Source organism: Novosphingobium sp. 63-713 (assembly GCF_001898925.1).
Lineage (GTDB): Bacteria > Pseudomonadota > Alphaproteobacteria > Sphingomonadales > Sphingomonadaceae > Novosphingobium.
This window is the reverse complement of record NZ_MKVS01000005.1, coordinates 478714-503750: the sequence shown is the minus strand read 5'-3', so window position 1 is coordinate 503750 and position 25037 is coordinate 478714. Positions and strand designations below refer to the sequence as shown.

General features: G+C 64.3%; 23 protein-coding genes. 16 read left to right on the top strand and 7 right to left on the bottom strand.

Annotation, left to right across the window (positions count from 1 at the left end):
• The first annotated feature begins 41 nt into the window (after positions 1-41).
• The 4 genes from BGP00_RS03190 to BGP00_RS03175 all read left to right on the top strand — a co-directional run bounded on the left by BGP00_RS03190 (position 42) and on the right by BGP00_RS03175 (position 5096).
• Positions 42-1427: an MFS transporter gene (locus BGP00_RS03190; RefSeq protein ID WP_292925699.1), complete on the top strand. Its 1386-nt coding sequence runs from the start codon at positions 42-44 to the stop codon at positions 1425-1427.
• Positions 1428-1598: 171 nt separating this feature from the next.
• Positions 1599-3737: a TonB-dependent receptor gene (locus BGP00_RS03185; protein ID WP_292921904.1), complete on the top strand. Its 2139-nt coding sequence runs from the start codon at positions 1599-1601 to the stop codon at positions 3735-3737.
• Positions 3738-3792: 55 nt separating this feature from the next.
• On the top strand, positions 3793-4179 hold the full coding sequence (locus BGP00_RS03180; protein WP_292921903.1) for a cytochrome c family protein: 387 nt from the start codon (positions 3793-3795) through the stop codon (positions 4177-4179).
• Positions 4180-4187: 8 nt separating this feature from the next.
• Entirely contained in the window at positions 4188-5096 is a 909-nt protein-coding gene (locus BGP00_RS03175) for an alpha/beta fold hydrolase (RefSeq protein WP_292921902.1), read from the top strand.
• Positions 5097-5178: 82 nt separating this feature from the next.
• Here BGP00_RS03175 and BGP00_RS03170 read toward each other — a convergent pair whose 3' ends face one another.
• Together BGP00_RS03170 and BGP00_RS03165 are read right to left on the bottom strand one after the other, a co-directional pair.
• The gene (locus tag BGP00_RS03170) at positions 5179-5541 is read right to left on the bottom strand and encodes a hypothetical protein (RefSeq protein WP_292921901.1); all 363 of its coding nucleotides are present in this window, start codon (positions 5539-5541) and stop codon (positions 5179-5181) included.
• 11 nt (positions 5542-5552) lie between these two features.
• Entirely contained in the window at positions 5553-6782 is a 1230-nt protein-coding gene (locus BGP00_RS03165) for a methyltransferase domain-containing protein (RefSeq protein WP_292921900.1), read from the bottom strand.
• Between the two features lie 204 nt (positions 6783-6986).
• Between BGP00_RS03165 and BGP00_RS03160 the strand changes: the two genes are divergently transcribed.
• Entirely contained in the window at positions 6987-8024 is a 1038-nt protein-coding gene (locus tag BGP00_RS03160; RefSeq protein WP_292921899.1) for a DUF1838 family protein, read from the top strand.
• Positions 8025-8088: 64 nt separating this feature from the next.
• Here the strand turns inward: BGP00_RS03160 and BGP00_RS03155 are convergent, their stop codons facing one another.
• Complete coding sequence (locus tag BGP00_RS03155; protein ID WP_292921898.1) at positions 8089-9648, bottom strand: FAD-binding oxidoreductase; 1560 nt, start codon at positions 9646-9648, stop codon at positions 8089-8091.
• Between the two features lie 192 nt (positions 9649-9840).
• Between BGP00_RS03155 and BGP00_RS03150 the strand changes: the two genes are divergently transcribed.
• From BGP00_RS03150 to BGP00_RS03110, 9 genes are all read left to right on the top strand, one after another.
• Positions 9841-10461, top strand: coding sequence for a cytochrome b/b6 domain-containing protein (locus tag BGP00_RS03150; protein WP_292921897.1), 621 nt, complete (start codon positions 9841-9843; stop codon positions 10459-10461).
• Positions 10458-11027, top strand: a complete 570-nt coding sequence (locus tag BGP00_RS03145; RefSeq protein ID WP_168601466.1) for an ureidoglycolate lyase — start codon at positions 10458-10460, stop codon at positions 11025-11027. Before BGP00_RS03150 ends, BGP00_RS03145 begins: the two co-directional genes overlap by 4 nt.
• Positions 11020-11382: a hypothetical protein gene (locus tag BGP00_RS03140; RefSeq protein WP_168601467.1), complete on the top strand. Its 363-nt coding sequence runs from the start codon at positions 11020-11022 to the stop codon at positions 11380-11382. Before BGP00_RS03145 ends, BGP00_RS03140 begins: the two co-directional genes overlap by 8 nt.
• 13 nt (positions 11383-11395) lie before the next feature.
• Complete coding sequence (locus BGP00_RS03135) at positions 11396-12601, top strand: class I SAM-dependent methyltransferase (RefSeq protein ID WP_168601468.1); 1206 nt, start codon at positions 11396-11398, stop codon at positions 12599-12601.
• A gap of 126 nt (positions 12602-12727) precedes the next feature.
• Positions 12728-13780 (top strand): DUF3089 domain-containing protein, encoded by a 1053-nt coding sequence (locus BGP00_RS03130; protein ID WP_292921896.1) that lies wholly within the window; start codon positions 12728-12730, stop codon positions 13778-13780.
• Positions 13777-14739 (top strand): alpha/beta hydrolase, encoded by a 963-nt coding sequence (locus BGP00_RS03125; RefSeq protein WP_292921895.1) that lies wholly within the window; start codon positions 13777-13779, stop codon positions 14737-14739. The genes BGP00_RS03130 and BGP00_RS03125 overlap by 4 nt, the downstream gene beginning before the upstream one ends.
• Positions 14740-15191: 452 nt before the next feature.
• A complete protein-coding gene (locus BGP00_RS03120) occupies positions 15192-17624 on the top strand; it encodes a TonB-dependent receptor (RefSeq protein ID WP_292921894.1) in 2433 nt (810 codons plus the stop codon).
• 106 nt (positions 17625-17730) lie between these two features.
• Positions 17731-18024 (top strand): DUF1330 domain-containing protein, encoded by a 294-nt coding sequence (locus BGP00_RS03115; RefSeq protein WP_168601472.1) that lies wholly within the window; start codon positions 17731-17733, stop codon positions 18022-18024.
• On the top strand, positions 18021-18854 hold the full coding sequence (locus BGP00_RS03110; protein WP_292921893.1) for a DUF1838 family protein: 834 nt from the start codon (positions 18021-18023) through the stop codon (positions 18852-18854). Before BGP00_RS03115 ends, BGP00_RS03110 begins: the two co-directional genes overlap by 4 nt.
• On the opposite strand, the gene BGP00_RS03105 is transcribed toward BGP00_RS03110, so the two are convergent.
• The 3 genes from BGP00_RS03105 to BGP00_RS03095 are packed head-to-tail and all read right to left on the bottom strand — an operon-like array spanning position 18855 to position 21977.
• Positions 18855-20189 carry an MFS transporter gene (locus BGP00_RS03105; protein WP_292921892.1) on the bottom strand — a complete coding sequence of 445 codons (1335 nt, stop codon included), beginning with the start codon at positions 20187-20189 and terminating at the stop codon, positions 18855-18857. It abuts the gene before it with no gap.
• Complete coding sequence (locus BGP00_RS03100; protein WP_292921891.1) at positions 20189-21202, bottom strand: phosphotransferase; 1014 nt, start codon at positions 21200-21202, stop codon at positions 20189-20191. Before BGP00_RS03100 ends, BGP00_RS03105 begins: the two co-directional genes overlap by 1 nt.
• On the bottom strand, positions 21177-21977 hold the full coding sequence (locus BGP00_RS03095) for an alpha/beta fold hydrolase (protein WP_292921890.1): 801 nt from the start codon (positions 21975-21977) through the stop codon (positions 21177-21179). Before BGP00_RS03095 ends, BGP00_RS03100 begins: the two co-directional genes overlap by 26 nt.
• 169 nt (positions 21978-22146) lie before the next feature.
• On the opposite strand from BGP00_RS03095, the gene BGP00_RS03090 reads away from it, so the two are divergent.
• Both BGP00_RS03090 and BGP00_RS03085 read left to right on the top strand, forming a co-directional pair.
• Positions 22147-23235 carry a Gfo/Idh/MocA family oxidoreductase gene (locus BGP00_RS03090; RefSeq protein ID WP_292921889.1) on the top strand — a complete coding sequence of 363 codons (1089 nt, stop codon included), beginning with the start codon at positions 22147-22149 and terminating at the stop codon, positions 23233-23235.
• Position 23236: 1 nt separating this feature from the next.
• Positions 23237-24148, top strand: coding sequence for a formylglycine-generating enzyme family protein (locus BGP00_RS03085; protein WP_292921888.1), 912 nt, complete (start codon positions 23237-23239; stop codon positions 24146-24148).
• Positions 24149-24159: 11 nt separating this feature from the next.
• Here the strand turns inward: BGP00_RS03085 and BGP00_RS03080 are convergent, their stop codons facing one another.
• Positions 24160-24924, bottom strand: a complete 765-nt coding sequence (locus BGP00_RS03080; protein ID WP_292921887.1) for an SDR family NAD(P)-dependent oxidoreductase — start codon at positions 24922-24924, stop codon at positions 24160-24162.
• Positions 24925-25037 lie beyond the last annotated feature (113 nt).

Below are 25037 nucleotides of genomic sequence, written 5' to 3'. Positions count from 1 at the left end.
GGCCACCCCCTTGATCCCCCAGAGCCACAGGACTGCCTGCAATGACATCCCCCGCCATGACCCTTCAGGCTGATCTTCACGACAAGGTGCCCACCGGCGTCGTGCTGCGCTATGGCATCGGCCAATTGGGCGCGCAGGTGTTTCGCGATACGCCCGCTGTGCTGCTGCCTTTGTTCATGACCACGATGCTGGGTGTTCCGGCGTGGCTGGCGGGGCTGGTGGTGCTGGGGCCGAAATTGTGGCTCATCCTGTGCGATCCCTTGGTGGGTGCATGGTCGGATCGCGTCAAGGCGCTTTATGGTCGCACGCCTTTCCTGATCGGCGGGGCGCTGGGTACGGCGGCCTCCTTTGTCGCGCTGTTTGCCGCGACCAGCTTTTCCAGCCCCTATTGGGCGGCCGCCACAGTCTGCGCGCTGTTCTTCGTCGGGTCGACGGCCTTCAGCATCTATTCGGTGCCCTATCTGGCGATTGCGGCCGAATTGTCGGGCGATCCGCATCAGCGCAACCGGATCATGGTGCTGCGCATGTTTTTCGCCACGTTCGGCGTGCTGATCGGGGTGGGCGTGGCCCAGCCGATCATCGAGCATTTCGGCGGCGGCGCGGCGGGCTGGCACATGATGAGCTATGTGCTGGGTGCGATCTGTCTGGTTTCCATGCTGACCACGGCCAGCGGGCTGCGCCGGGTGCCTCTCATCATGGCGGGCGATGTGCCGGGCAATCTGTGGCAGCAACTGGCGCTGGTGCGTCAGAACAAGCCCTTTCTCGTGCTGCTGACCACCAGCTTTATCTCGAACATCGGTCAGGCGGCTTCCTATACGGTCATCGGCTTTGTGTTCCTTTATGCGCTGGAGGCGATCTGGCTGATCCCGATCTTCATCCTGTGCATGTCGGCGGCCAGCCTCGCCGCCCAGCCGCTCTGGCTCTGGCTGCCGCGCCGCATCGGCAAGCCGCGGGCCTATGTGACGGCGGCGCTGGTCTGGGTCGCGGTGACGGTGACATGGCTGTGGGCCGGGCCCGCCGATGATGTGGTGCTGCATCTGGGCGCGCAGGCGCTGGGCACGCAGCATGTGCTGGTATTGGCCCGCGCGGTGGTGATCGGCATGGTCAATGGCGGGTTCATCCTGCTGGCGCTTTCGATGATGACCGATACGGTCGATTATCAGCGCCGGTTGATGGGCGTGGCCAATGAGGGCGTGTTTGCCGGGCTGTTTTCCGCCTTTGAAAAGCTGGCTTTTGCGATGGGGCCGGTGATTGCCGGGCTGGTGATGAGCGCCTTTGGCTTCGTTTCCTCGACCGGCGGCGCGGCTGGCCAGACTCCCCATGCGATTACCGGGATCATCCTGCTCTACAGCGTGATTCCCGCCGTGATGCAGGGCCTCGCACTGCTGGTGTTCAGCCGCTATCGCCTGCCTGAAATTGGCGGATAAGTCCTTGTCCGGCCGTGGCATTTCACCACGATGGCTCGCGTGTCCGCAGGGCGGCCAAAATCTGCCCGCCCTGCGGAGAAAGCCCGGTCCGGCGATGGTCCGACCGGCCCGCTGCCGCAAAATTTCCCCGCATAGGCATGGGATCAACCATGCCAGGGGAGTGAAGCGAGTATGAGGAATTCCTACCGGTTTTACGCGGGCGCGGCGCTGCTGGCGCTGGGCATCGGCGGCGCGGCGCAGGCGCAGCAGGCGCCCGCCACCACCGACAATGCCGACATCACCGTGACCGCCACCCGCACCGCCTCGACGGTGCAAAAGGTCGCCGTGGCGGTGACGGCGCTGGGCGCGGACACGATCGTCAAGCAGGGCATCACCAACGTCAAGGACATCAGCCAGATTGCCCCCAATGTTCAGATCCGCACCGTTTCTGGCGGCTCGGCGGGGATCACGCCCTATATCCGCGGCGGCGGGGTGACGGACGGCGCGAATGTCACGTCGGAACCCGAAGTCGGCATCTATATCGACGATGTCTATCAACCGCGCGCGGCGGCTTCCTTCATCGACCTGCTGGATATCGAACGGATCGAGGTGCTGCGCGGGCCGCAGGGTACGCTTTATGGCCGCAATTCCAGCGCGGGCGCGCTCAAGATCGTCAGCCGCACACCGGGCGCCACGCCGGGGCTGAAGCTGGAATTCGGCACGGGCAGCTGGGACGGGCGCAGCATCAAACTGGTGGGCAACACGCCGCTGTCGTCCGATGGCGCATGGCGCGCGGGGATCTCGGCGCTCTATCGCGGCCAGGACGGCGGGCGCCAGTACAATGCCACGCTGGGCAAGAAGGTGGGCGCGGAGAATTATTACGGCGTAAAGGGCGATCTGGCCTATGTCGGCGCGGGCCTGACCGCTCGCCTGTCGGGCTATTATTCTGCGCTGGATGGCGACGGGCTTTACCCTTCCGCGCTCTCGCCCACCTATGCAGGCAATGACTATCTGGCGGTCGCGCCGACAAGCGGTTCGTATCAGACCGTGCTTAGCCCCTCGAAGAGCTTTACCAAGGTGGTGCAATATGGCGCCAATCTCAACATCGAGGCCGATGTGGGCAGCGCCAAGCTGACCTCGATCACGGGCTGGAGCCATCTGCGCGACAATTGGGCGCAGGATTTTTCGGGCGGCGTGGCATGGTCGGCGCTGGGCGTGCCGCTTGCGGGTTATACGTCGCTGTTTGACCGCACCTCCTCGCTGCATGACACATCCTTCAGCCAGGAATTGCAGCTTCACGGCGATGTGCTGGGCGGCAAGGTCAGCTATGTCGGCGGGCTTTATTTCTTCCGCGAAACGGGCGCGCAGACGCTGCTCTCCAGCATCTTCTTCACGCCCTCGACCACGGTCTTCAACATCGAGACCAATTCCTATGCCGCCTTTGGCCAGATCGGCATCCATTTCACGCCCGAGCTGACGCTCTCGCTGGGCGGGCGCTATACGCAGGATGACAAAATCCTCAATGCCGTGATCAGCGGCGCCTCCGTCAACCGCAAGGACAGCTGGGGCACGTTCCTGCCCAAGGCGGCGCTGGAATATCAGATCACGCCGCGCGTGATGGCCTATGCCAGCTTCTCCGAAGGGTTCAAGGCGGGCGGCTATAACGGGTTGGCCAGCGATGCGGTGGCGCTCAATTCGCCCTTTGCCCCGCAAAAGATGAAGGCCTACGAATTGGGCCTGAAGACCGAGTTTCTTGACCGCAAGGGCAAGCTCAACATCTCGGCCTTCTTCAACGATTATTCCAGCCTGCAACAGCAGGGCGTGACCGGCACGGGCGCCTTCATCACCCAGAATTACGCCGCTGATCACAAGGGCATCGAGGCCGAATTCTCGCTTCGGCCGATCACCGGCCTGACGCTGTGGGCCAATGGCACGTATAATGACGGCAAGTACAAGGCATCGGCCGCCACGGTTGCGGGCGTTGCCTCCTATGTCGGCAATGCGATGACCAATGTGTTCAAATATCAGGCTTCCTTCGGCGCAGATGCCGCTGTCCCCGCCCATGGCGGCGAAGTGACCATGGGCATCAACACCACCGCGCGTTCGGATTATTATTCGACGCCCGACAATCTCTACATCGGCCATGTGCCTTCGACCACGATTGCCAATGCCTATCTCGGCTTTGGCAAGGACAACTGGTCGCTGCGGGCCAATGTGAAGAACCTGACCAACCAGATCGTGTGGACCACCGGCTTCGGCTTCTCGGTGGTGCGCCCGCGTTACATGAGCGATCCGCGCACGTGGCAGCTGACGTTCACCTATAAGATGTAAAATACCGGCGTGCGGCGTCATCGCGCGCCGCCCGCCGCGCAATGGAGAAAAAGGGATGAAGGTTTCGCGTTTCATGGGTCTGGCCGCGATGGCCATCGGGCTGACGACCGCAGGCGCCGCGCAGGCACAGGGCGCCGATCCGGCGGTGCGGGGCAAGCTGTTGTTTCTGCAATGCGGGGCGTGTCATGCGGTGGTGCCGGGCGCCCCGGCCAAGGTGGGGCCGAACCTGTCGGGCGTGTTCGGGCGCAAGGCGGGCGCGGCGGCCGGTTTCAAATATTCGCCCGCGCTGGCCAAGGCCGGTCTGACCTGGGATGAGGGCAATCTGGACAAGTGGCTGACCTCGCCCGCCAAGCTGGTGCCGGGCACGATCATGCTGTTCCCCGGTTTGCCCAAGCCGGAGGATCGCAAGGCGGTGATCGCCTATCTCAAGACGTTGAAGTGAGCGAGGAAATGAGCAGGGAAGTGAGCGGCGCGTCGCTTTCCCGCCGCGCCCTGATCGCATCGGGCGCGGCGCTTGGGGTGGGGGCTGCGCTGCCGGCGCTGGCCGCATCGGTGTCCACTGTGTTCGAGATCGAGGCGGCGGGCGGGCGCAAGGTATCCATCACGCAATGGCGCCCGGCCCATCCGGTGGGCACGATCCTGTTCAGCCATGGTGCGGCTTCCTCGCCGCGCTTTTACGAGGCGATGATCGGCCCGATGGTCGCGGCGGGTTGGCATGTGCTGGCCCCGCTGCATGTGGATTCGCGCGAGCATCCCGATACGGCCAAATTCACCGGATTGGCCAGTTGGCGCGCGCGGCTGGAGGATTTTGCGGCCCTTGCCGCCCATATCGGGCATCGGCCCTATGTGGCGGTGGGCCATTCCTATGGCGGGCTGACCGCGCTGGTGCTGGGCGGAGCGCAGAGTGTTGCGCCGCAGGGCTGGAGCGGCCCGCAGAGCGACGGTAAGGCCAAGGCCGTCATCGCCTTTTCTCCGCCCGCCGCGATTCCCGTGCTCATCACGCGCGAGGGCTATGGCAAGCTGTCCGTGCCCGCGCTGGTGCAGACCGGCACGCTCGATCTGGTGCCGGGGATGACGGCCACCGATCCCGATGGATGGAAGGTGCATCTCGACGCCTATGAGGTCGCCGCGCCGGGGGGGCATCGCTATGGCCTCGTGCTGTCGGATGTCAGCCATTATTTCGGCGGCCTGATCTGTGACTATGCGCAGAAGGGGCCGCCTGCGGTGCAGGGGCTGAGGGATGCGAACCGGATCGCGGGCCTGTTCCTCGGCGCCTATGGGCGGGGGGATGCGAAGGCCCTTGCCGCACTGGACCGGGCTGTCTCGCCCGATCTGCCGGTGCGCCTGATGAAAAAATAAGCGCCGCAGGTTTGGGCCTGCGACGCTGCATTTCATACCCAAGGGAACGGGTGCGAGGGCCAAACTCCTCGCACCCTTTTTCTTACTGCTCGGCAATTTCCTCAATCACCTTGGCAAACCCGGCCTCGGTTTCGGCATCGCGGGCTTCCTGTGCGTCCTTGCGGGCCAGATAGAACAGGCGGCCGAGGAAATCCTGACGCCGCGCCTCGCGCTCTTCCAGCGCTTTCTGATCCAGCACCAGCGCCTCGATTCCCGCGGCAAGGTCGATCCCCTGCGCCTTGGCCGCGCGTTCGGCGCTGTCCAGCCGGTCGCGCAGGGTCGAGATCTCGCTGGCCAGCACCATGATCATCGACATGGCTGTGTCCAGCCCGTCGGTGTCATAGAATTGCGGGCGCTTGCCTTTGGCGTCGCGGATGACGTGGGGGCGTTCGGTTGTTTCGGTCATCGTCAATCCTCTCAGGCGGCCAGAGCGGCCACGTCGGCCTTGCGGGCGATCAGCACTTCCCAGCCGCCGCCGGGAGCAAATTCGCCGGCGGTAAATTCGCGCTCGGCCACGTCTTCGGCGGCCTGCTGGCTGTAGCCATCGGCGGCGGCGGCAAATTCCATCACGGCCATCGGCGCGGTGTCGAATTTGACGGCGGCGCGGTCGAACCCGACCTTTTCGGCCAGGGCGATCTGATCCATGTCGCGCATCGCGCCCCAGAAGGGCTCGTTATTGTACCAGGTCTCGTTGTCGAGGATGAACTGGGTGAACGGGTCCATCAGGTCAAACGGCGGCAGGTCGGCATGGATCATCATGCCGCCTGGCGCCAGCACGCGGTGCGCCTCGGCAAACACGCGGGGCATGGCCTTGCCGCTGGTTTCATGCAGCAGGATATGGCTGACCACGAGGTCGAAATAGCCGTCCTCGAAACTGGTTTCCTCCGCATTCATGGCGGCGAAATTGACCTCCAGCCCCATCCCGGCGGCGCGGGCATGGGCATAGCGCACGCAGGGCACGCCCACATCGATGCCCCAGACCTCGGCCTCGGGGAAATATTCCTTATAGGGCAGGGTCGAATGGCCCACCGTGCAGCCCATATCCAGAATGCGGCGCGGTTTGAAATCGGGCGCATGGCGGCGTAGGTAATTGCAAACGCTGCGGCCCATGTCGTCATTGTCCGGCCCGGTATAGCCCATCGCATAGAGGAACACGCCCCGGTCATAGAGCGCGCCGACCGAGACGTCATCCTTGGCCACTTCGCTGCAATAGCCGCCCGGCATGCAGTGGATGTCAAAGGCTGTGACATAACGCGGCGGCACGAAACCTTCGGGGATGCGCAGTTCCGCCTTGGTCCCGGCCGACAATTCGCGCGCCCGTTCGATCAGTTCGGGCAACTGGCGGTCGACCGAGACATTGACCGATTCCCACAGCAATTCCTGCGCGATGCGGTTGGTGGCGGCATAATGCTGAAAATACGCGTCTTTTACCATGCCGTTGCGAATGTCGCGGCGGTTCTGCGGCTTGCGGCCATGCTCTTTTTCAAAGGCCTGCGAAACGCGCGTGTTGTAAACCGGCGTCAGGCCGGGGAGCAGGGTGCTCTGGACAAAGCCCTTGAGGCTCTTGGCAAATTCCTGCCGCGCGGCTTCATCGGCCGTCGCGGTGGGGAGCATCTTGTGGCTCGCTTGCTGAAACGTGTTGAGCATCTCGACTCCATCGGGAAGGTGACACCGGGGGATTGTTGATCTGTGACCAGAAATGGGTGGTTGCGGGCCGGATGGCAAGGCGGAGCGCCATGCGCTATCCGTCTGGTGGACAGCGTCAGCCTGCCGCCGTGTGGCGGGCGCGGGAATACGGAAAACTGCGCCCAAGATTATCCCCCGCTTGGGCGTATCAGGAGTCGGATGAAGATGGATGAGATGAAGGTAAGTCGGCGCGGCGCGCTGGGCATCGCGGGGGCTGCGGCGGGCGCCGCGCTGGTTCCCGCGGCGGCCGAGGCGGCAGCGAAGAAAGCGGCCCCCAAGGGCAAGCCGCCGATCGATTTTGTGACCAAGATCGACTTCAAAGATCCCAAGTGGACCCGCGACACCTATGCCCGCCTGGATGCGGACGTGGCGCCGGGCAAGGAAAAATGCGGCTGGATCCGCGGCAAGATTTTTGGCGTGCGCGACAATGAACCTGTGCGCCCGCTGATGAATGTCGAAGGCTTTTCCTTTGTTCGCATCAACCGTCAGGCCGATGGTTCGTGGCGCCGTCTGCTGCGCGAGATCGTGTTCTATCGCGACATCAACACCAATGAAATTTTGAAAGAATGGGACAATCCCTATACCGGCGAGCGGGTCCGCGTGGTGCCCATCGCCAATGACCCGTTCAATTTCACCATCAGCGAATTCGTGCCCGAACCGCCTAGCTACGGCGGTTTGCAAAAAGCCAAGCACGATCCCAAGCCTTTCCTGCAGGATTGGCAGTGGGGGCCGGAAGGCACGATGATCCTGAACACCGGGATCGACATGATGTATCCCAACGCGCTGCAGCCTGACAAATGGCCGCGTGAAAGCTCGGGCTACATGAACCGCGTGTCGGAACAGTTCATCTATGTGGTCAAGAAAGAGGATGTCGAAAATCCCTATCTGACCCATATCCCCCACACCGGTTCGTGGAGCCGCGTGACCCCCTGGCTGCCTTGGATGCTGATGGGTCAGGCACCGGGCCATATGAACTATTTCACCCATTTCTCGACCATCCCCAATGGCATTGCCGGTCTGCCCAAGGATCTGGTGGCCGCCGCGCGGGCGATGGATGAAAAGTGGCTGCACGCGCCCGAAACGGATTACGGCCCGTCGCTCTCCAGCCTTGAGAACTATGCCCGCGAGCAGAAGCCCGCGCCGGTTCCCGCCGGTTGGGCTCCGCCGCAGCCGCCCGCGCCGCGCAACCCCTTTGCGAAGTAAGGGCTAAAACAAAAGGGGCCGGGAAGGGTGATCCTTTCCCGGCCCCTTTTCTATGTTCGGCGGATCAAAAACCTAGCGCGCCGGGGTTCATCACGCCCTTGGGGTCAAGCTGATCTTTCAGCGCGCGCACCAGCACCGAGGCCTGCGGCGTCAGGCGCGAGACATAGGGATAAGCGCGGCCGATCTGGAAATGGCCCGCGCCATAGTCCTGCATCAGCGCGACAATCGCTTCCTTCAGCTCATTGGCATAGGCCTTGGCCTCCGGGTTGGCCGGATAGTCCTTCAGCCCCGCGATCCATTCCTTGCCCAGTGTTTCGAGATGATAGGGTGTGCGCGCATCGGGCCAGTAGAGCGCGATCTCATAAAGGAACCCGGCCGAATTGACCGGCGAGGCCATCGTGCCGGTCCAGATGCCCAGCCGGTCCATATCCGCCTTGCGCGCGGCCAGCATGGCCTTGAACGCGCTGTGAAACAGCACGGTTTTTTCGTGGGCCAGCACGCCATGGATCGGCACCCAGCGTTCGCCATTGGGGCCAAGGATATTGCCCAAGGGCGCAAAGGGCATGGTGCGCACAAAGGCGGGGATGGTGTTGGCGATCTCGCGCCCGTCATCGCCGATGATGCGGCGCAGACGCTCGGCCCGATGCGCCGCATCGGCAGGGTCAAAACCCTCGACGATGAAATGGCACATATACTGGCCCGAACGCATCGGGTCCTCGCCCGCCAGCGCCATTTTCAGCACCTGCGTCAGACCCTTGAGCTTGTTGGGCGCCTTGCTCAGCACGCTCCATGCGATCTGCATCCGCGCGCCCACGCTTTGCTGACGCCCGATCTGGCCCTGCGAGAGAGCAAGGTCGATCATGAAATGACTGTCGTCGATCCGGGCGATCTGGGCGCGGCGCACGGCGGCGTGATAGGCTTCGAAACTGTCAAAGGCAAAGGACAGCGCCTCGGCATGGGGCAGGGCGGCGATCAGCGGCAGGCGGATGCGCGCCTTGACCCCCAGCGTGCCGCAATCGCCGGTGAACAGGCCGGTGATGTCGGGGCCATAAAACCGCATCGATTCGGCCGCATTGGTGGTCAGCAGTTCGCCATTGGCCAGCACCACATCCAGCCCCAGCACGCTTTGCGCCGAAATGCCGTGGGCGGCGGTGCCGTGGCTGACGCTGTTCTGGCTGACCGATCCGCCGACAGTGGCGGCGATGCCCGAAAACGGCCCCCAGAAGGGCGTGCGCAGGCCCCGCGCATCCAAAGCGGCCTTGAGCGCGGCCCAGGTCACGCCCGCCTCGACGGTGACGATGGCGTTGCGCTCGTCAATCTCCATCGCGGTCAGAGCGCCGGTGTCAATCAGCACATGGCCGCCCGCCGGAAACAGATAGCCATCGGTATAGGAAGCCCCGCCGCCGCGCGGCACAATCGCCACGCCCGCCTCGGCGCAAAGGCGCACGGCGGTCTGCAGCGCCGCCACGCTGGCCGGGCGAAGGATGCACAAAGGCGCGCCGCCGGTGCGGTAAACGTCATTGGACACATAGGCGAGGCGGTCGGCATCATCCACCACCGCCCCGGCGCCCAGAGCCTGAACCAGCCGCGCCTTCAGCGTGTCATCCTGCATTGTTGCGCTCATCGGTTCGGGCCTTTCATCTGTCGGGGGCATATTCAGCCTCTATCGCTGGCGCAAGCAAGGGGGCCGGGCGAGGCATGGGGGTGATTTATCCGGCCTGCGGGCAAATCGGGCGAGGGGCAGTGGGAAGGACGTCATCACAGGCATCCTCCCGCCAAAGCCGCAGATCATATGCGGCGGGAGAAAGAGTCGCCCATGGGAGTATCCGCCATAACCGGCTGGAACCGTATCGCCCGCGCCCTGCATTGGGGCACGGCGCTGGCCGTGCTGGTCGAGGTGCCGGCCGGCTTCATCATGAGCTGGACCTATGCCGCCCGCGATCCGGGGGGCAAGGCCAGCCATGTTCTTTCCAGCCAGATCCATCATACGCTGGGCATGATCGTGCTGATGGCGGTGGTGTTTCGCATTGTCTGGCGCCTGACCCATGACAGGCCGCCGCCGCCCGCAACGTCCAGCCGCTTCGAGGTCGTGCTGGCCGCCGCGGTGCAGGGACTGCTCTATCTGCTGCTGCTGGCGCTGCCGCTTTCGGGCTGGGCGGCGCTTTCCTCGATGGCGGCGGGTGCGGGCTATCCTGCGCCCGAGATGTGGTTCTTTGGCACGGATGGATTTGGCCCGGACGGGTTCATCCCGCATATCGTGCCGCCGGTGGCGTGGAATGCGCCGGTCCTGTTCAAATATGGCTTCTTTGCCCGGATGCATGTCTGGGGCCTGTGGCTGGGCGGGGGTTTGCTGGCGCTGCATATTGCCGGTGCGCTCAAACAGCATTTCATCGCGCGCAGCGATGTCCTGATCCGTATGTGGCGGGGGCAGGCATGAGCGAGATCATCACCCTGATTCCGCAACCCGCCACGGCCGAGGCGCTGGCCCCCTTTGGCGCGATCATCGGCGCGGCCAGCGGGGCCAAGAGCGTGGCGGTGGATTTCTACAAGGGCGCGGTGCGGATGAGCTATCCCGCCCCCTTTGAATGCGACCATCCGGTTGAGATCACCCTTGCCGACATGGACCCGCGCCCCGGCGAGGTGCGCTATATGGAGCGCCATGCCCAGCATACGCAGGCTTTCATCCCGCTGGGCGGCAAGCCTTTCGTGGCGGTGATGGCTCCGCCCTGCGAGGGCGACCTGCCCGATCTTTCGGCCGTGCGCGCCTTCTATTTCGACGGCAGCGCAGGCTTTGCCATGCATCGCGGCACATGGCATGAATTCCCCTTCGCCGTGCTGCCCGATACGCAGATCGCCGTCTTGCTTTCCAGCCAGACGGGGTATGATCTCAAGGCCAAGGATGAAGTGACCGAGGAGGCCCATGGGCCCGACCTCGACAAGAAGGACATTCGCGCCCGCACCGGGCGCCTGTTTCGATTCAGTTTGGAGCAAGATCTTGGTTGAACGCAAAAATCTGGACCGGACGGCCCGTTCCAAAGGCAGCCAGCCCGTGGTGCTGGAAAGCGCGACTCAGGATGCGCTGGCGGGCATGGTGCTGGCGCTGCTGGGCGAGGTGATGGTGCTGAAGGACCGGCTCGACGCCAATGAGCGGCTGCTTAAAGCCGCCGGGCTGCATGGGCCGGAGGATATTGACGCCTATCATCCCGATGCCGAGGCGCGCGCCTGTCGCGGCGCCTATAAGCAAAAGGCCTATGAGCGTGTTCTGGGCGTGGCCCGCGACCGGCTGCTGCCCGAGGCGCTGGCCGATCAGAACGCCTATGAAAACGAACTGGCGCGTGTCGCCGCCGACGCTAACTGAGGAGGTTCCCCCCATGGCCACTCTTGCTGAATCCGCCCGCCCCAATTCCACCCATTACGGCCATGCCGTGATGCCCCAGGCCACCCATGACGAACAGGCGCTGGAGGATCACTTCCTGGCCATGCGCATGTGGACCAACCAGAAGATGGACCCGCTCGACCGGCGCCTGCTGGACGAGGTGATCGTGCCCGAAGTGACGGCCAGAACCGGCAAGGCCCCCACCCGCAGCACCGAGGTGCGCAATGCGCTGGAAAACCATCCGCTGCACCAATATTGGCTGACGCTCTCGCTGTTCTATCAGGACCGCATCTGGCAGGCGCTGGATGGCGCGATTGACCGGCAATATGATGAACTGGCGGGCAAGGTGGCCGAGCAGGCGGCTAATCCTAAGGGCTCGTTGCGGCTGAACCCCGATCTGGTCATGCCGCGCTATATCAGCTCGATCGACCATCACCGCATGGCGGGCGGCTATATCACCGACACGTCGGATGCCGATTTCCGCGCGGGGGCTCTGTATGACCGTTTCGCCTCGACCTATCTGCGCAATCTGAACGGCGGATGGAAGAATGACGGGCGCGGCCATACGCTGGCCAGCCATGTTCAGGGCTTCTTCCCCGATTTCAAGCCCAAGCGGATCCTCGATCTGGGCTGCGCGGTGGGCCATTCGACCGTCGCCATCGCCCAGGCCTTTCCCGATGCCGAGGTCTATGCGCTGGACGTGGGCGCACCGATGCTGCGCTATGGCCATGCCCGCGCCGAAAGCATGGGCGTGGCCATCCATTTCAGCCAGCAGGACGCCGAACATACCGATTTCAAGGACGGCTGTTTCGATCTCGTCTGCTCCTCGGCCCTGCTGCATGAAACCTCGGCCAAGGGGATGCGCCAGATCTTCAAGGAGAGCCACCGTCTGCTGCGTTCGGGCGGGATCATGTGCCATGTCGATGTGCCGCCGCGCCACGAACATCTGAGCCTGTGGGACCAGATGCGCTGCGATTTTGAATCGCATTACAACAACGAACCCTTCATGACCTCGCTGGCCCGCACGGACTGGATGAAAGTGGCCACCGATGCCGGTTTTGCGGCGGACAAGGTGGCGGTCGGCTATCGCAAGGGCAGCTATTTCCTCAATCCGAACACCGAGGATTTCTTTACCGAGGGCCACCCCGAAGGGCGCACCCTGATGGGCAGCTGGTATGCCTGCGCGGCGGTGAAGGACTGATCCTGTCCGCCAGTCGGCTAGAGTTTCGAGCGCAAGACCGGCCGCCATTTTGCCCTGCATGATCCGGGCATGATGGCGGCCGTTTTGGTGGGTAAAGGGTCTGGAATGCGTAAAGCGATTGTTGGGATGTTGCTTGCTGTTGCGGTGACGGGGCCGGTCAGGGCGCAGGATGGGGCGGCGGCCGTGGCCGCCAAGGCTCCGCCCGCTCCTGATTACGCCATGCGCGCCAATTGGTCGGTGTTCGCCTCCAGGGGCTGGGCCTCGCCCCTGCCTGAGGGTGCGGCCAAACCGGCCCGCGCGCCAAAGGTTGCGGTCTTTTTCCTTCACCCCACCACGCTGCGCAGCGAGACGGGCGAGTTGAACCAGAACACGGCCGACGCCAAGGCCAGCCACTGGACCGATGAAAGCAGCATCGCTCGACAGGCCAGCGTCTTTGCCGCCTGTTGCGATGTCTATGCCCCGCGCTATCGCGCCGCCACCTATAACAGCTTCGCCAGCGGTCCGGTGCGCGAGGCGGCCTTTGCCTTGGCCTTTGGCGATGTCGAGCGTGCCTTTGACGCATTCCTCAAACAGATCGGCGACCGTCCCTTCATCATCGCGGGCCATTCGCAAGGGGCCTTCCATTCCGCCACCCTGCTGGAGCGACGGATCGACGGCGCGGCGCTGCAAAAGCGGCTGGTGGCGGCCTATATTATCGGCATCAATCTGGCGCAGGGCGATTTCGGCAAACGGTTCAAAAGCGTGACGCCCTGCGCTGCGCTGGACCAGACCGGATGCGTGGTGCAATGGAACGCCTATCTCGATGGCGCGGCCGATGTGGCGAAAATGGCGGGCTACTCGCAATCGACCTATGTGCAGAAATATGGCGATGACGCGGGCAAGGTCACGCTTTGCGTTAATCCATTGACCTTTGACGCCAGGCTGAAGGAGGCGCCATCGGCGGCGGCCAAGGGCGCGGTGCCGGGCAGCCCCGGTTTCGGGCCTTTGCAACCGCTGAAAGCGGGGGCGGTTTCGGCGCGTTGCGATTTCGGCCTGCTGCTCGTCCGGCCCGACAAGGCGCTGGGGCTGGAGCCGCTGGCAGGCGGCGTTATGCATTATCATGATCTGGGCCTGTTCTGGGCCGATACCAGCGCCAATGCCGTGCTGCGCGCCCGCGCCTATCTGGCAGGTGGCAAGTGAGGGTGTGGCGCTGGGCGGGGGCTGCGCTGATCGCGGCGGTTTTGGGGGCCGGGGCCTATGTGGGCGCGGCACGGGCCGGATGGCTGCGCCCGGATGAGGGCGAGATGTGCGCGCGCTATGCCACGCCTGCCTCGCGCTTTATCACCGTGGACGGACAGGCGCTGCATGTGGTGGATGAAGGGCCCGGCCGCGCCGATGCGCCGGTGGTCATGTTGGTGCATGGTTCCTTTGCCTCGGTGCATATGTGGGATGATTGGGCGGCGGGGTTGAAGGGCCGCTATCGCGTGATCCGTTTCGACCGCCCCGGCATGGGCCTTTCCGGGCCGCAGCCGCAGGGCCTGTACAATGGCGATGCCGAGGCGGCGTTGATCGCAGCGCTGGCCGCGCAGATGAAACTGCGGCCTTTCGTGCTGGTAGGCACCAGCAGCGCGGGCGAGGGCGTGGCCCATTATGCTGCGCAGCATCCGCAGGCGCTGCGCGGTCTGGTGCTGGCCAATATCGCCGCCGGGCCGCTGAAACCGGCGCCGCATTTCACGCCATGGTTCAAGGCGGTGCTGGCCTTTGACGGTCTGTTGGGCGGGCATCACATACCGGCGATGTGGGGCGGGATCCTGCGGATGAATTATGCCGATCCGGCCCGTGTGACGCCCGAACTGGCGCGCGAATGGACCGAACTGAACAATCGCGCACAGGGCTGGCCGCGCCATTTCGGCAAGGCGCCGCACTTTGCGGGCACGCCCGCCGATCTGGCCGCGATCACCACGCCCACGCTGGTCCTGTGGTCGGATCGCGATCCCGAGGTACCTTTGGCCAAAGATGGGCGCCAAACGCTGGAAAGGCTGGGGGCAAAGGACAAGGTGCTGTCTGTCGTTAAGGATTGCGGCCATATGATGCCGCTGGAATGTCCGCAGGCGTCATTGGCGCCTGTGCAGGCCTTTTTGGGCCGGATTTCCCGCTAAACCGCGTCGTCAATTACGGATTCCTGCGAATTTCGCGCCGCCCGCGCCGTGCCTAGCACGCTTTTGTGACTGTTTGGTCGAGCCTCTGCATCCGACAGGCGAATAGGCCGCATTTCCTGCGCCACGCGGGGCAGGGGCAAGGCACTCTCTCTTCAGCCGAAAGGGATAAGCGGAATCGGCCAGATAGGGGAGTTCAAGTCAAACGGCTCGTTTTGGGGCCGGGGTGTTTTACGCGATGCGTAATTCGCCACATTCCCTGCTGGATGGATCGCGCCAATTGGCGCCGCGTGAACAACAGGCGGATAGAATTTCATAAGAACAGATAGCAGCGGGAACTAGAACAAATTCTGGATCGGTTTTTGCCGACATAACAATTATCCAGTGAGGGAAAAATGGAAACTCGCTTTTTGAAAGCCTCTGTGGCGACAACGACCTCGGCTCTTGCGATTTTTGTGGCACTTGGGGTTGCCACTCCTGCGCTGGCCGCTGAACCGGCCGCTGCCGCGCCCGTCGAGGATGCAGGCACCATCACCGTCACCGCGCGTAAACGCAGCGAAGACATTCTCAAGGTTCCCGTGACAGTCACCGCGCTGACGGCTGAAACGCTGGCGCAAAAGGGTGTTGTCTCGATGAGCGGGCTGGCCCAGTCGACGCCGGGCATCAACATCAACGACAACTCTTCGGGCCACGCCGACCGCTCGTTCCAGCAGATCGTGATCCGCGGCTTCACGCCCTCGACCACGCTGGCCACCACCACCTCGATGTTCATCGACGGCGTGGCGGTTGCCTCGCCCTCGGCGATCATGTCGGTTTCCGATCCCAAGCAGGTCGAAGTCGTCAAGGGTCCGCAGAGCGCCTATTACGGCCGCAACACCTTCGCCGGCGCGATCAACATTTCCACCAAGGATCCGACCTCGGAATGGCACGGCAACCTGCTTGGCATGGTGGGCACGCGCGACAATTACCGTCTGCAGGGCGCGATCGAAGGGCCGATCTTCGGTGATGTCCTGACCTTCCGCATCACCGGCGACCGTTGGGCCAAGAGCGGTTCGTGGAACAATGCGGCCCCCGGCGGCGGCACGCTGGGCGACCAGAAGAGCACGATCGGCACCGCCACGCTGCTGTTCAAGCCTGCGCATAACTTCTCGATCAAGCTGTTCGGCCTGATGAGCGAAGACCGCGACGGCGCCCCGGCGCAGGCCCGCCTCTATGCCTATGACATCAAGTCGAGCTCGGGCGCCGTTATCGCGCCCAGCCAGTCGAACTGCTCGTTCCAGGGCAACAGCCGCGGTGTGGCCGGTCAGGGCACCGCCGTCACCAATGCCTATATCTGCGGTGTTACGCCCAAGCTGGCCTATCCGGTTTCGGCCAATGTGGCCAACACCGATGCGATCCGTTCGTGGCTGTCCAGCCCGACCAACCGTATCGTCAGCCCCAGCGAGGGCGTCGATGGCTATGGCCTGCGCCGCATCAGCCACCATGCCCATGCCAATGCCGAATGGGTGATCAACCCCAACATCACCGCCGCCGTGCTGGCCGGTTACAACCGCGAAGTGTGGTCGACGCTGATCGATCTGGATGGCCTGGACACCAGCAGCATTGCCTATCCGGCCAACCCCAAGGGCTATTGGGATTTCCCCTATCTGATCGAACGCAAGACCAATGACTGGTCGATGGAAGGCCGCGTCAATTACAAGTTCGGCCGCCTGCGCGGTGTGGCGGGCGTTTCCTACCTCAAGGCGCAGCAGTTCCAGGGCGGCGGCGGCGGCTTCACCGCTCTTACCTCCGCGCTGCTGTCTCCGGGCGGCAAGGCGGAAAGCCGCACCACGGGCCTGTTCTTCGGGGCGACCTATGACTTCACCGATAAATTGTCGGCCAGCGTTGAAGGCCGTTACCAGATCGACTGGCTGGGCGCGTTTACCCGTCCCTCGGGTCAGACGCTTCAGGCCGGCTATCTGCCTGCGGGTACCTACGCGGGCGGCAGCCTGCTGGCCTCGGCCAAGTATAACAATTTCACCCCGCGTGCGATCATCAACTATCAGTTCAACCCCAGCTTCATGGCTTATGCCTCGTGGGCCAAGGGTGTGAACCCGGCGCAGTTCAACACCGCCATTTTGTCCACCAGCACGGCCATCCAGAATGCAGCGATTGCCGCCGGCGGCGAACTGTCGATCAAGCCGGAAAAGATCACCAACTATGAAGTGGGTGTGAAGGGCAAGGCGCTGAACGGCGCGCTGCGCTACACCGCCGCAGCCTATTACGCCCAGTGGCGCGATCAGATCAACGCGATCTCGATCATCGTGAACGACCCCACTTCGGCCACCGGCACGAGCTTCCAGAACGTGTCGGCCAATACCGGCAATGTCGATCTTTATGGTATCGAGGGTGATTTCTCGTTCAAGGTCAATGACCTGATCACGCTGGACGGTGCAGGCGCGATCAACGCTTCGGATATCAAGCAGTTCCGCAGCACCACCGTCAGCCAGTTGACCGGCATTTTCGACTTCTCCGGCAAGGAGATGAAGAACACGTCGAAATATTCGGCCAACCTAGGCGTGCTGCTGCATGGCGATCTGCCCTCGGTTGATGACGGCAAGTGGTTTGCCCGTCTCGACTGGAGCTACAAGTCGGGCCAGTGGTCGAACGAGGCCAATATCCTGCGCACGCCTGATCGCCATATCTTCAACCTGCGCGGCGGTGTGTCGAAGGGCAATGTCGCGGTTGAGGCTTTCGTCAACAACCTGTTCAACAACCACACCTACACCTCGATCGGCGACAACTATGCCATCGACAACACGCTGGCCCACTTCGGTTTCTATTCGGCGGCTGTGATGGGTCTTCCCGAACTGCGCACCGTCGGTGTGCAGGTCAAGGTCAAGATGTAATGACCCAACGGGGCGGCGGCGCAATCCGCAGCCCCGGACGGACAGACGGTTTCAGGCTGGCTCTGCGCAGGCGGGGCCAGCCTTTTTTGTCAGAGGAGAGCGGCATATGACAGCCTATATCTGGGCCACGGTAAAAAGCGGCGAGCCGGAGGCATTCATCGCCTATGCGCGCGCGGCGGCGCAGGTCGCGGCGGATTTTGGCGGGGAATATCTGGTGCGCGGCCTGATCGAGCAGGTGTTTGAGGGCGAATGCGAGGATGCGGGCCGGGCGGTGCTGATCCGCTTTCCCGATGCCGATGCCGCGCGGGCCTATATGAACAGCGAGGGCTACAAGGCCGCCAAGGCTCTGCGCGAGGGCGCGGGCGGTTCGGTCAACTCGCGCCTTGTGGTGGCGTCATGACGGGCGTGTCGCGGCGTGGCGTACTGGGCGGAGCGGGCCTGATGCTGGCCGCGCCTGCGCTGGCGGCGGTGCGGGGGCTGGATCTGGCCGCGCCTGCGGACCGGCTCAGGGCCTTCGTCAAAATGCGCGGCAGTCTGGATGACCGGCTGATCGCTAGCTGGGTCTCGGCCCGCTACTACGGCATAACCGGGGATGAGATGCGGCCGCTTTTCAATGTGCGCTCGGCGGTTTTTGCGCGTTACCGCCCGGCCGCCGATGGAGGCTATGAGGCAGTCAATGCCGAAATCGCCTGGTTCACCGATCCCGACACGGGTGCGGTGCTGACCCAATGGCGCAATCCCTATACGGGGCGTGATGTGAAGGTGCCGATGGGGGGTTATGCACCATCCAAGGTGTTCATCCGCCCCGATCTGGGCTTTGCGCTGGCCAAACCGGTGCCGGGGCTGGAGATCGAGCACGAGGTGCTGCCCTTCGAGGTGCGCGGCGATGATCTCTATATCACCGAGCGTTCGCGCACCGCGATGCGCTTTGCCCCCGGCGCCAAACCTTTCCGCTATTCGGAGAGCAACACGTTCCATGCCCGGCTGTCGGCCGTGCTGTCCGGCGCCCCCCATGTGCCCAGCGATGTGAGCTTCACCAATGTGTGCAGTTGGCGTCCGTGGATGGAGATGGGCGACACACCGGGCCATATGTCGGCCATCGGCATCGGCAAGCAGGGCGCGGCGATGGACAGCATCCCGGCGGAATGGCAGGCCGCGACCCGCCAGTTCCGCCCGGAGGTGCTGAAGGACCCCGCAGCTTTGCTCACGCCCCTATGGAACGCGCCCTAATCAGACACCCAGCAGGGCGGCGGTCTCGTCGCCCTGCTTTGCCGCGCGGCGCATGGCGACGCGGCCCATGTTGAACAGGCCCGCAGCCAGCACCACCGCAGGCCCTGCCACCAACGCAATCGCCCAGCCCACCTTGGCCGGATCATGCAGCACCGCGCCATTGACGCTGGCCACCAGCAGCGGCCCGCTGGCCGCGCCCAGCAAGGTGTTGAGCACCAGCGTCAGCGCGATCGAGGTGCCCCGCATCCGCGCCGGAACAATCGCCTGCAACGTGGCGAACATCAGCGTGCCGCACACCGCATAGATCGCATTGCCCGTGGCCACGACAAAGGCCGCCGTCCGCGCATCGCCCGCCAGCACCGCCAGCGTCGAGGGCAGCGCCAGCAGCGGCATGAAGGAGAGCAGGCTGAAGCGCAGCATGGGCTTGCCCGCCTTCATCGAGCGATCCAGCAGCCACCCGCCCACCAGCGGCCCCGTTGCCGAGAACAGCATCGAGAGCGGCCCCAGCCAGGCGCCCACAAATTGCGGCGAAACGCCAAAGCCGCGCATCAGCATCGTGGGTTGCCATGCCGCGCCGCCATAGGCCGCGATAAAGCACACCCCAAAGCCCAGATAGAGCGGCGCCAGCACCGCGCGGTTGCGCCAGAACCATGCTGCGCTCTCGCCGATGCCGGGATGGGCGGCCAAGGGCGATTGCCCGCGCCGCGCCGGTTCGCGCGTGGTGAGCATACCCAGCACGACGATGAGGCCCAGCGAGCCGGAAATGACGAAAACCGTCCGCCATGGGGCAAGACCGGCCAGCACCGGCCATGTTGCAAAGGCCCCCTTGGCCGCTGCACTCAGCACGATGCCGGTGAACGCAATGCCCAGCCCCTGCGCCAGCGACTGGCCCATCATATAGATGCTGATCGGGCGGCCGCGTTTCTCGGGCGGAAAGAGGTCGGAAATCAGCGAGATCGCGCAAGGCCCCAGCGCCGCCTCGCCCAGACCCACCAGCAGGCGGGCGGCAAACAATTGCCCGAAACCCGCCGCCAGCCCGCTGCCTATGGTGGCCAGCGACCAGAGCGCGATGCCCCCGGTCAACAGGTTGCGGCGCGACACGCGGTCGGCCGCAACCCCCATCGGCATGCCCATAAAGGCATAGAACAGGCCGAAGGCCAGCCCCTGCAGCAATCCGATCGCGCCATCGCCAATGCCCAGATCATGGCGCACCGGATCGACCACCATGTTCAGGATCGCCCGGTCGATGACCGAACAGATCCCGGCAAGGAACAGCAGCGCGACCATCCACCATGCGGTGGCGGCGCGGGGCCAGCTTTCGGCCGGGGCCCGCATCAGAGCAGACCGCAGGCGCGGGCGCGCGTCTTGATGTAATCGCCCAGCCAGTCGAGGTTGCGGAAGCGCAAAGTGCCGCGCCCGACCGCCGTGCTGGAATGGGCCATGCCCGCCACCAGACGCAGCGCCTTGCCCATCAGGAAGAGTTCCTTGTTGGCGATTTCCTCGGCGGTGAAGGGGCGGACCGACTGATAGCCGTCCTCAAACGCCGTGCCATAGCTTTCCGAAAAGCCGTAGAACAGATTACCCCAGACGAAGTTCTGCACGTCCTGCATCAGGAAATCCTCGCCCGCCGCGTCGAAATCGAGCAGCGTGATCGTGCCCGCATCATCGACATGGACGTTGGAGGGGTGGAAATCGCGGTGGCACACGCCCAGCGGCACACCGGCGGCGGCCAGCTCATCAAGGCGCTTGTCCATATTGGCGGCGATAATCGGATAGTCGCGCAGGTCGTCCGGGCGATCATACACAAAGTCGATCAGCGCGGGCATGCAGATATTGTAATCCTTGGCCGTGTCGGTGGTGAACTTGTGATCCTTGCCCGCCCATTCAAAGCCCTGAAGGTGCAGATTGGCAAAGGCAGCCCCGATGCGGAACGAGGTTTCCTCGCTCAGCATATCCCCGAATTTGCGCCCCGGCGCCCAGTCATACATGGCAATTGCGCGCGCGCCCTCGGGCGTGGCGGCCTTCCAGTAGAGCGAGCCGTCATGCTGGGGCACGGCGACGCTGGCGGGGAAAGACTTGTCCTTCAGGAAAGCGAGGAAGTCGAGTTCATAGGCAACATCGTCAACATCGCGGTACGTCTTGCGCCACACGCGCAGCGCATATTTCGTCTGCTCGTCCTGAACCAGATAGACATCGTTCATGCCGCGATAGAGCAGCCACACGTCCAGCTTGCCCACCACCGGATAGCGCGCCTTGACCTCGCGCGCGATAAAGTCGGGGTGCAGCACCGAATGCGAAATGTCGGCAATCGGCAGGCCGGATTCAACCAAGGAAGAGACGTAATTCACGGGCAAGCACCTCTGGAGCAATGTCGAAAATATCGCGATCCAATTGGGGCAGATCGCGGATGGAAATATCCGGTATCAGCGCCGCCGCCGCCAGCGCAGGCTCGCGCAGGGCTTCATGCGGTTGCAGCAAAAGTACCGGACAGGTGATCTGGCCAAGGCGAGCATAGTCATAGGACCATACGCCGCGATAGGCCCATGTGAAGCGGTCAAGGATAAAGGCCTTGTCCGCAAAATGACGGATCGCGCGGGGCAGCGACTGGCGCGGATCGCGCGCCTTGACCACATAGGCCCACAGGCGCGTCAGCAGGTCGAGGATCACCGCGCCATCCTCGTCGGGCGTTGGAAATTCCTCGGCCTCGCGCAATTTGGCGGCGCGGATGTCGGCCGGATACATGGGAATGCCGGTCAGGCCCATCCGCCGCACCTGCCCCGGCAAGGCCAGCGCCAGCTCCACCGCCAGCAGCGATCCGGTGTGATAGCCGTAAAGGTCAATCGGCCCATCAACCCCCAGCGCGGCCAGACCATCGGCAAAGGCCGCAGCATAACCGGCCATGCCGGGAGGGGCGGGCGGCGCATCGCTTATGCCATGGCCGGGCGTGTCAAAGGCGATCACGCGGCGGTCCTGCGCCATGGCGGCGATCAGCGGTTCATATTCCCAGCCCGAGGACGGGTTCTGATGCAGCATCACCAGCGGCGGATGCGCGCCATCAACGCCCGCCTGCCGGTAGTGCAGTTGGCCATAGCGACAGGTGGTATAGGCGCGCGACAGGGTCATGATCGGATCGGGGGTGTCCGTATAATTATCGCATCAACATGATCCCGCGCGGATTGCACAACAGGGAGTCACGGCGGACTCTCCGCAGGGCGGAGATTTGGGCTATCGGCGCGTGGCATTGCGGCCGGTCGCGCCATCCTGATGGCTTGCCGCAACAGGAGAATGGCAGATGGAGAACCCGCTGGGTTTGGCATTGGTGGGATGCGGGCGGATTTCTGGCGCGCATCTGGGCGCGGTCGGGCAACTGGCGGATCGGGTCCGTCTGGTGGCGGCGGTCGACCGCGATCTGGCCGCCGCGCAGGCTGCGGCCCGGCCCTTTGGCGCTGTGGCGACCGATGATCTGGCGCAGGTGCTGGCCATGCCCGAGGTTGAGGCGGTGCTGATCGCCAGCCCCAATGACCTGCATGCCGAACAGGCGATGGCGGCCATTGCGGCGGGCAAGCATGTGCTGGTGGAAAAGCCATTGGCGCCCACGGGCGAGGAAGCCCTTGCGCTGGCCCAGGCCGCAGCGGACAAGGGCGTGGTGCTGGCCGCCGGGCATACCTATCGTCAGGGCCCTGCCTTCCATTATCTGCTCGACCACTGGCAGGATTTTGGCAAGCTGATGGCAGTGGAGGTCACCTCCTGCGTGCGCTGGAACGGCCCGCAGGCGCCATGGTGGGCCACGCGCAAGCCCGAGGAAGGGCTGATCCTCTCGCTCTTTGCGCCCCATTCGCTCGATTTCGTGCAGATGTGCATGGGGGCGGATGATCCGGTCCGGGTCCATGCCGAGGCCGCCCGCTGGCAGACCGGATGGCAGGGCGAGGATCAGGCGATGATCCTGCTCGCCTATCCGGGGCGGCGCATGGCCAGCGTCCATATCAGCTATAATCAGCCCAGCATCATCGACCGCAAGGTTTTGCATTTCAGCAAGGGTGTGGTCGAAATCGAGGATGGCGAATTCCTGCGCTTCAACCGCGAATTGCTGGTGGAGCCCGCGCCCGGCGTGGTGCGCGATGCCCGCGTGATGGGCGGGCGCGATCTGGGCCATTATTTCCGCATCCAGATGGAGGAATTCGTCGCCGCCGCGCGCGGCCGCCCGCATCGCAGCGTCAGCGGCTTTGACGCGGCGCGCACCATCGCGCTCATCGACCGCATTCTGGCCGATGCGCGGCGCAATGGGGCCGATGCCATAGATCCGCCGCCCCCGCCCGAACTGACGCTGGACATCACCGCGCAGGTTAAGGCCGATGCCTTCAGCGATCGTAGGAAGGGTTAAGATGCGCGATGTCCTGTCTCGATGGATGCGCGGCGCGGCCATGATGGCGATGGCTGCGGCGGTGATGGGCGCGGCCCCGCCCCCGTCAACGCCCAAGCCGGAACTGGGCCCGGACGGTACGCCGATCATCCGGGCCGCGCCTGCGCCGTCCTTTCCCTCGCTGCGCCCCGGATCGGCTTTTGCCGATGGGGCCGACCTGCCCGAAATGGTGGTCGTGCCCGCCGGGCGCTTCATGATGGGCGCCACGCCCAAGGACAACCGCTCGGTGGGCGTATGGCCGATGTTCGATGCGATGGAGGGGCCGGTGCATCCCGTCACCATCGCGCGGCCCTTTGCCGTGGGGCGCTATGCCGTCACCTTCGCTCAATGGGACGCCTGTGTGGCCGACGGCGGTTGCGGCGCCTATCGACCGGCGGATGAAGGCTGGGGACGCGGGCGGCGGCCGGTGATCAACGTGAATTACGACGATGCGTTGGCCTATGTCGCCTGGATCAGCCGCAAAACCGGCCAGCCCTATCGCCTGCTGTCCGAGGCGGAATGGGAATATGCCGCGCGCGCGGGCACGGTGACGCCCTTTTATTTCGGCACGCGCATCACCCATGATGATGCCAATTATGGCAATTTCTATGACCGCACGACGCCGGTGGGGTCCTATCCGCCCAACCGGTTCGGCCTGTATGATATGGCGGGCAACACCGCACAATGGGTGGCCGATTGCCATCACCCCGATTTCAAGGGGGCGCCCGGCGATGGTTCGGCATGGATCGCGGGCGGCGATTGCACCAAGCGCAATGTGCGCGGCGGCGGGTGGAGCCTGCTCGACTGGACATTGCATGTGGCCCAGCGCATCGGCGATCCGCCGCAACAGCGCAACAACCATCTGGGCTTTCGCGTCGCGCGCGATTTGCCGTGATGAAGGGGGGCCTAGCGCCCCCCCGCCACGTCCACCGTGGTGCCGGTGATATAGCTGGCCTCGTCGCCGGCCAGGAACAGGATGGCGTCGGCCACCTCGCGCGGCGTGCCCAGCCGATGCAGCGGCACCATCCGGCTGGGGGCATATTCGAGGCCCTGTTCGTCCATCGCGCGCAAGTATGGCCCTGCCAGTTCAGTATCGATGGGGCCGGGGGCCACAGCGTTGATCGTGATCCCGCTGTCGCCCAATTCGATGGCCAGCGCGCGGACAAAGCCGATCACCCCGGCCTTGGCGGTCGAATAGGGAGCGGCGCCGGTATAGAAGGCGTTCCACACTGTGCCATTGCGCGCGCCTGAGGACAGACACACGATCCGCCCATAGCCGCGCGCCGTCATGCCCGGCACAGCGGCGCGGGTGCACAGGAACATGCTGCGCAGGGAGAGCGCCATCGTGTGTTCCCAATCATCAAGCGAGAGATCGGCAATCCGCCCCGAACGCCCGCCGCCCACATTGTTGACCAGAATGTCGAGCGGGCGCCATGCCAGCGCAGCAGCGAACAGATCGGCCACCTGCGCCTCATCGGTGACGTCGCAGGGGATGATCCGATGCGGCGCCTCGCCCAGCAGGGCGGCGGTTTCGCGCAACCGCCCCTCGTCGCGGTCGGCAAGGATGAGTGCCGCGCCCTCTTCGGCAAGGCGCAGCGCGGCGGCGCGGCCGATGCCCAGACCCGCGCCGGTGATAAGGGCGGTTCTGCCGCCCAGTCGTGATTGGCTCATGGCGTGCAGGCTATGGAACGTGCGTGCCTATGGGCGCGCTTTGCGCGGTCTATCCGATGGGCGGAATTGTGGGAAACGGTCATTGCGGAGCAGGCGCGGCGCGGCGCAGCCTT

Coding starts and splice junctions, on each gene's coding strand:
- BGP00_RS03190 (WP_292925699.1), top strand. CDS start 42: ATGACATCCCCCGCCATGACCCTTCAGGCTGATCTTCACGACAAGGTG.
- BGP00_RS03185 (WP_292921904.1), top strand. CDS start 1,599: ATGAGGAATTCCTACCGGTTTTACGCGGGCGCGGCGCTGCTGGCGCTG.
- BGP00_RS03180 (WP_292921903.1), top strand. CDS start 3,793: ATGAAGGTTTCGCGTTTCATGGGTCTGGCCGCGATGGCCATCGGGCTG.
- BGP00_RS03175 (WP_292921902.1), top strand. CDS start 4,188: ATGAGCAGGGAAGTGAGCGGCGCGTCGCTTTCCCGCCGCGCCCTGATC.
- BGP00_RS03170 (WP_292921901.1), bottom strand. CDS start 5,541: ATGACCGAAACAACCGAACGCCCCCACGTCATCCGCGACGCCAAAGGC.
- BGP00_RS03165 (WP_292921900.1), bottom strand. CDS start 6,782: ATGCTCAACACGTTTCAGCAAGCGAGCCACAAGATGCTCCCCACCGCG.
- BGP00_RS03160 (WP_292921899.1), top strand. CDS start 6,987: ATGGATGAGATGAAGGTAAGTCGGCGCGGCGCGCTGGGCATCGCGGGG.
- BGP00_RS03155 (WP_292921898.1), bottom strand. CDS start 9,648: ATGAGCGCAACAATGCAGGATGACACGCTGAAGGCGCGGCTGGTTCAG.
- BGP00_RS03150 (WP_292921897.1), top strand. CDS start 9,841: ATGGGAGTATCCGCCATAACCGGCTGGAACCGTATCGCCCGCGCCCTG.
- BGP00_RS03145 (WP_168601466.1), top strand. CDS start 10,458: ATGAGCGAGATCATCACCCTGATTCCGCAACCCGCCACGGCCGAGGCG.
- BGP00_RS03135 (WP_168601468.1), top strand. CDS start 11,396: ATGGCCACTCTTGCTGAATCCGCCCGCCCCAATTCCACCCATTACGGC.
- BGP00_RS03130 (WP_292921896.1), top strand. CDS start 12,728: ATGTTGCTTGCTGTTGCGGTGACGGGGCCGGTCAGGGCGCAGGATGGG.
- BGP00_RS03115 (WP_168601472.1), top strand. CDS start 17,731: ATGACAGCCTATATCTGGGCCACGGTAAAAAGCGGCGAGCCGGAGGCA.
- BGP00_RS03110 (WP_292921893.1), top strand. CDS start 18,021: ATGACGGGCGTGTCGCGGCGTGGCGTACTGGGCGGAGCGGGCCTGATG.
- BGP00_RS03105 (WP_292921892.1), bottom strand. CDS start 20,189: ATGCGGGCCCCGGCCGAAAGCTGGCCCCGCGCCGCCACCGCATGGTGG.
- BGP00_RS03095 (WP_292921890.1), bottom strand. CDS start 21,977: ATGACCCTGTCGCGCGCCTATACCACCTGTCGCTATGGCCAACTGCAC.
- BGP00_RS03090 (WP_292921889.1), top strand. CDS start 22,147: ATGGAGAACCCGCTGGGTTTGGCATTGGTGGGATGCGGGCGGATTTCT.
- BGP00_RS03085 (WP_292921888.1), top strand. CDS start 23,237: ATGCGCGATGTCCTGTCTCGATGGATGCGCGGCGCGGCCATGATGGCG.
- BGP00_RS03080 (WP_292921887.1), bottom strand. CDS start 24,924: ATGAGCCAATCACGACTGGGCGGCAGAACCGCCCTTATCACCGGCGCG.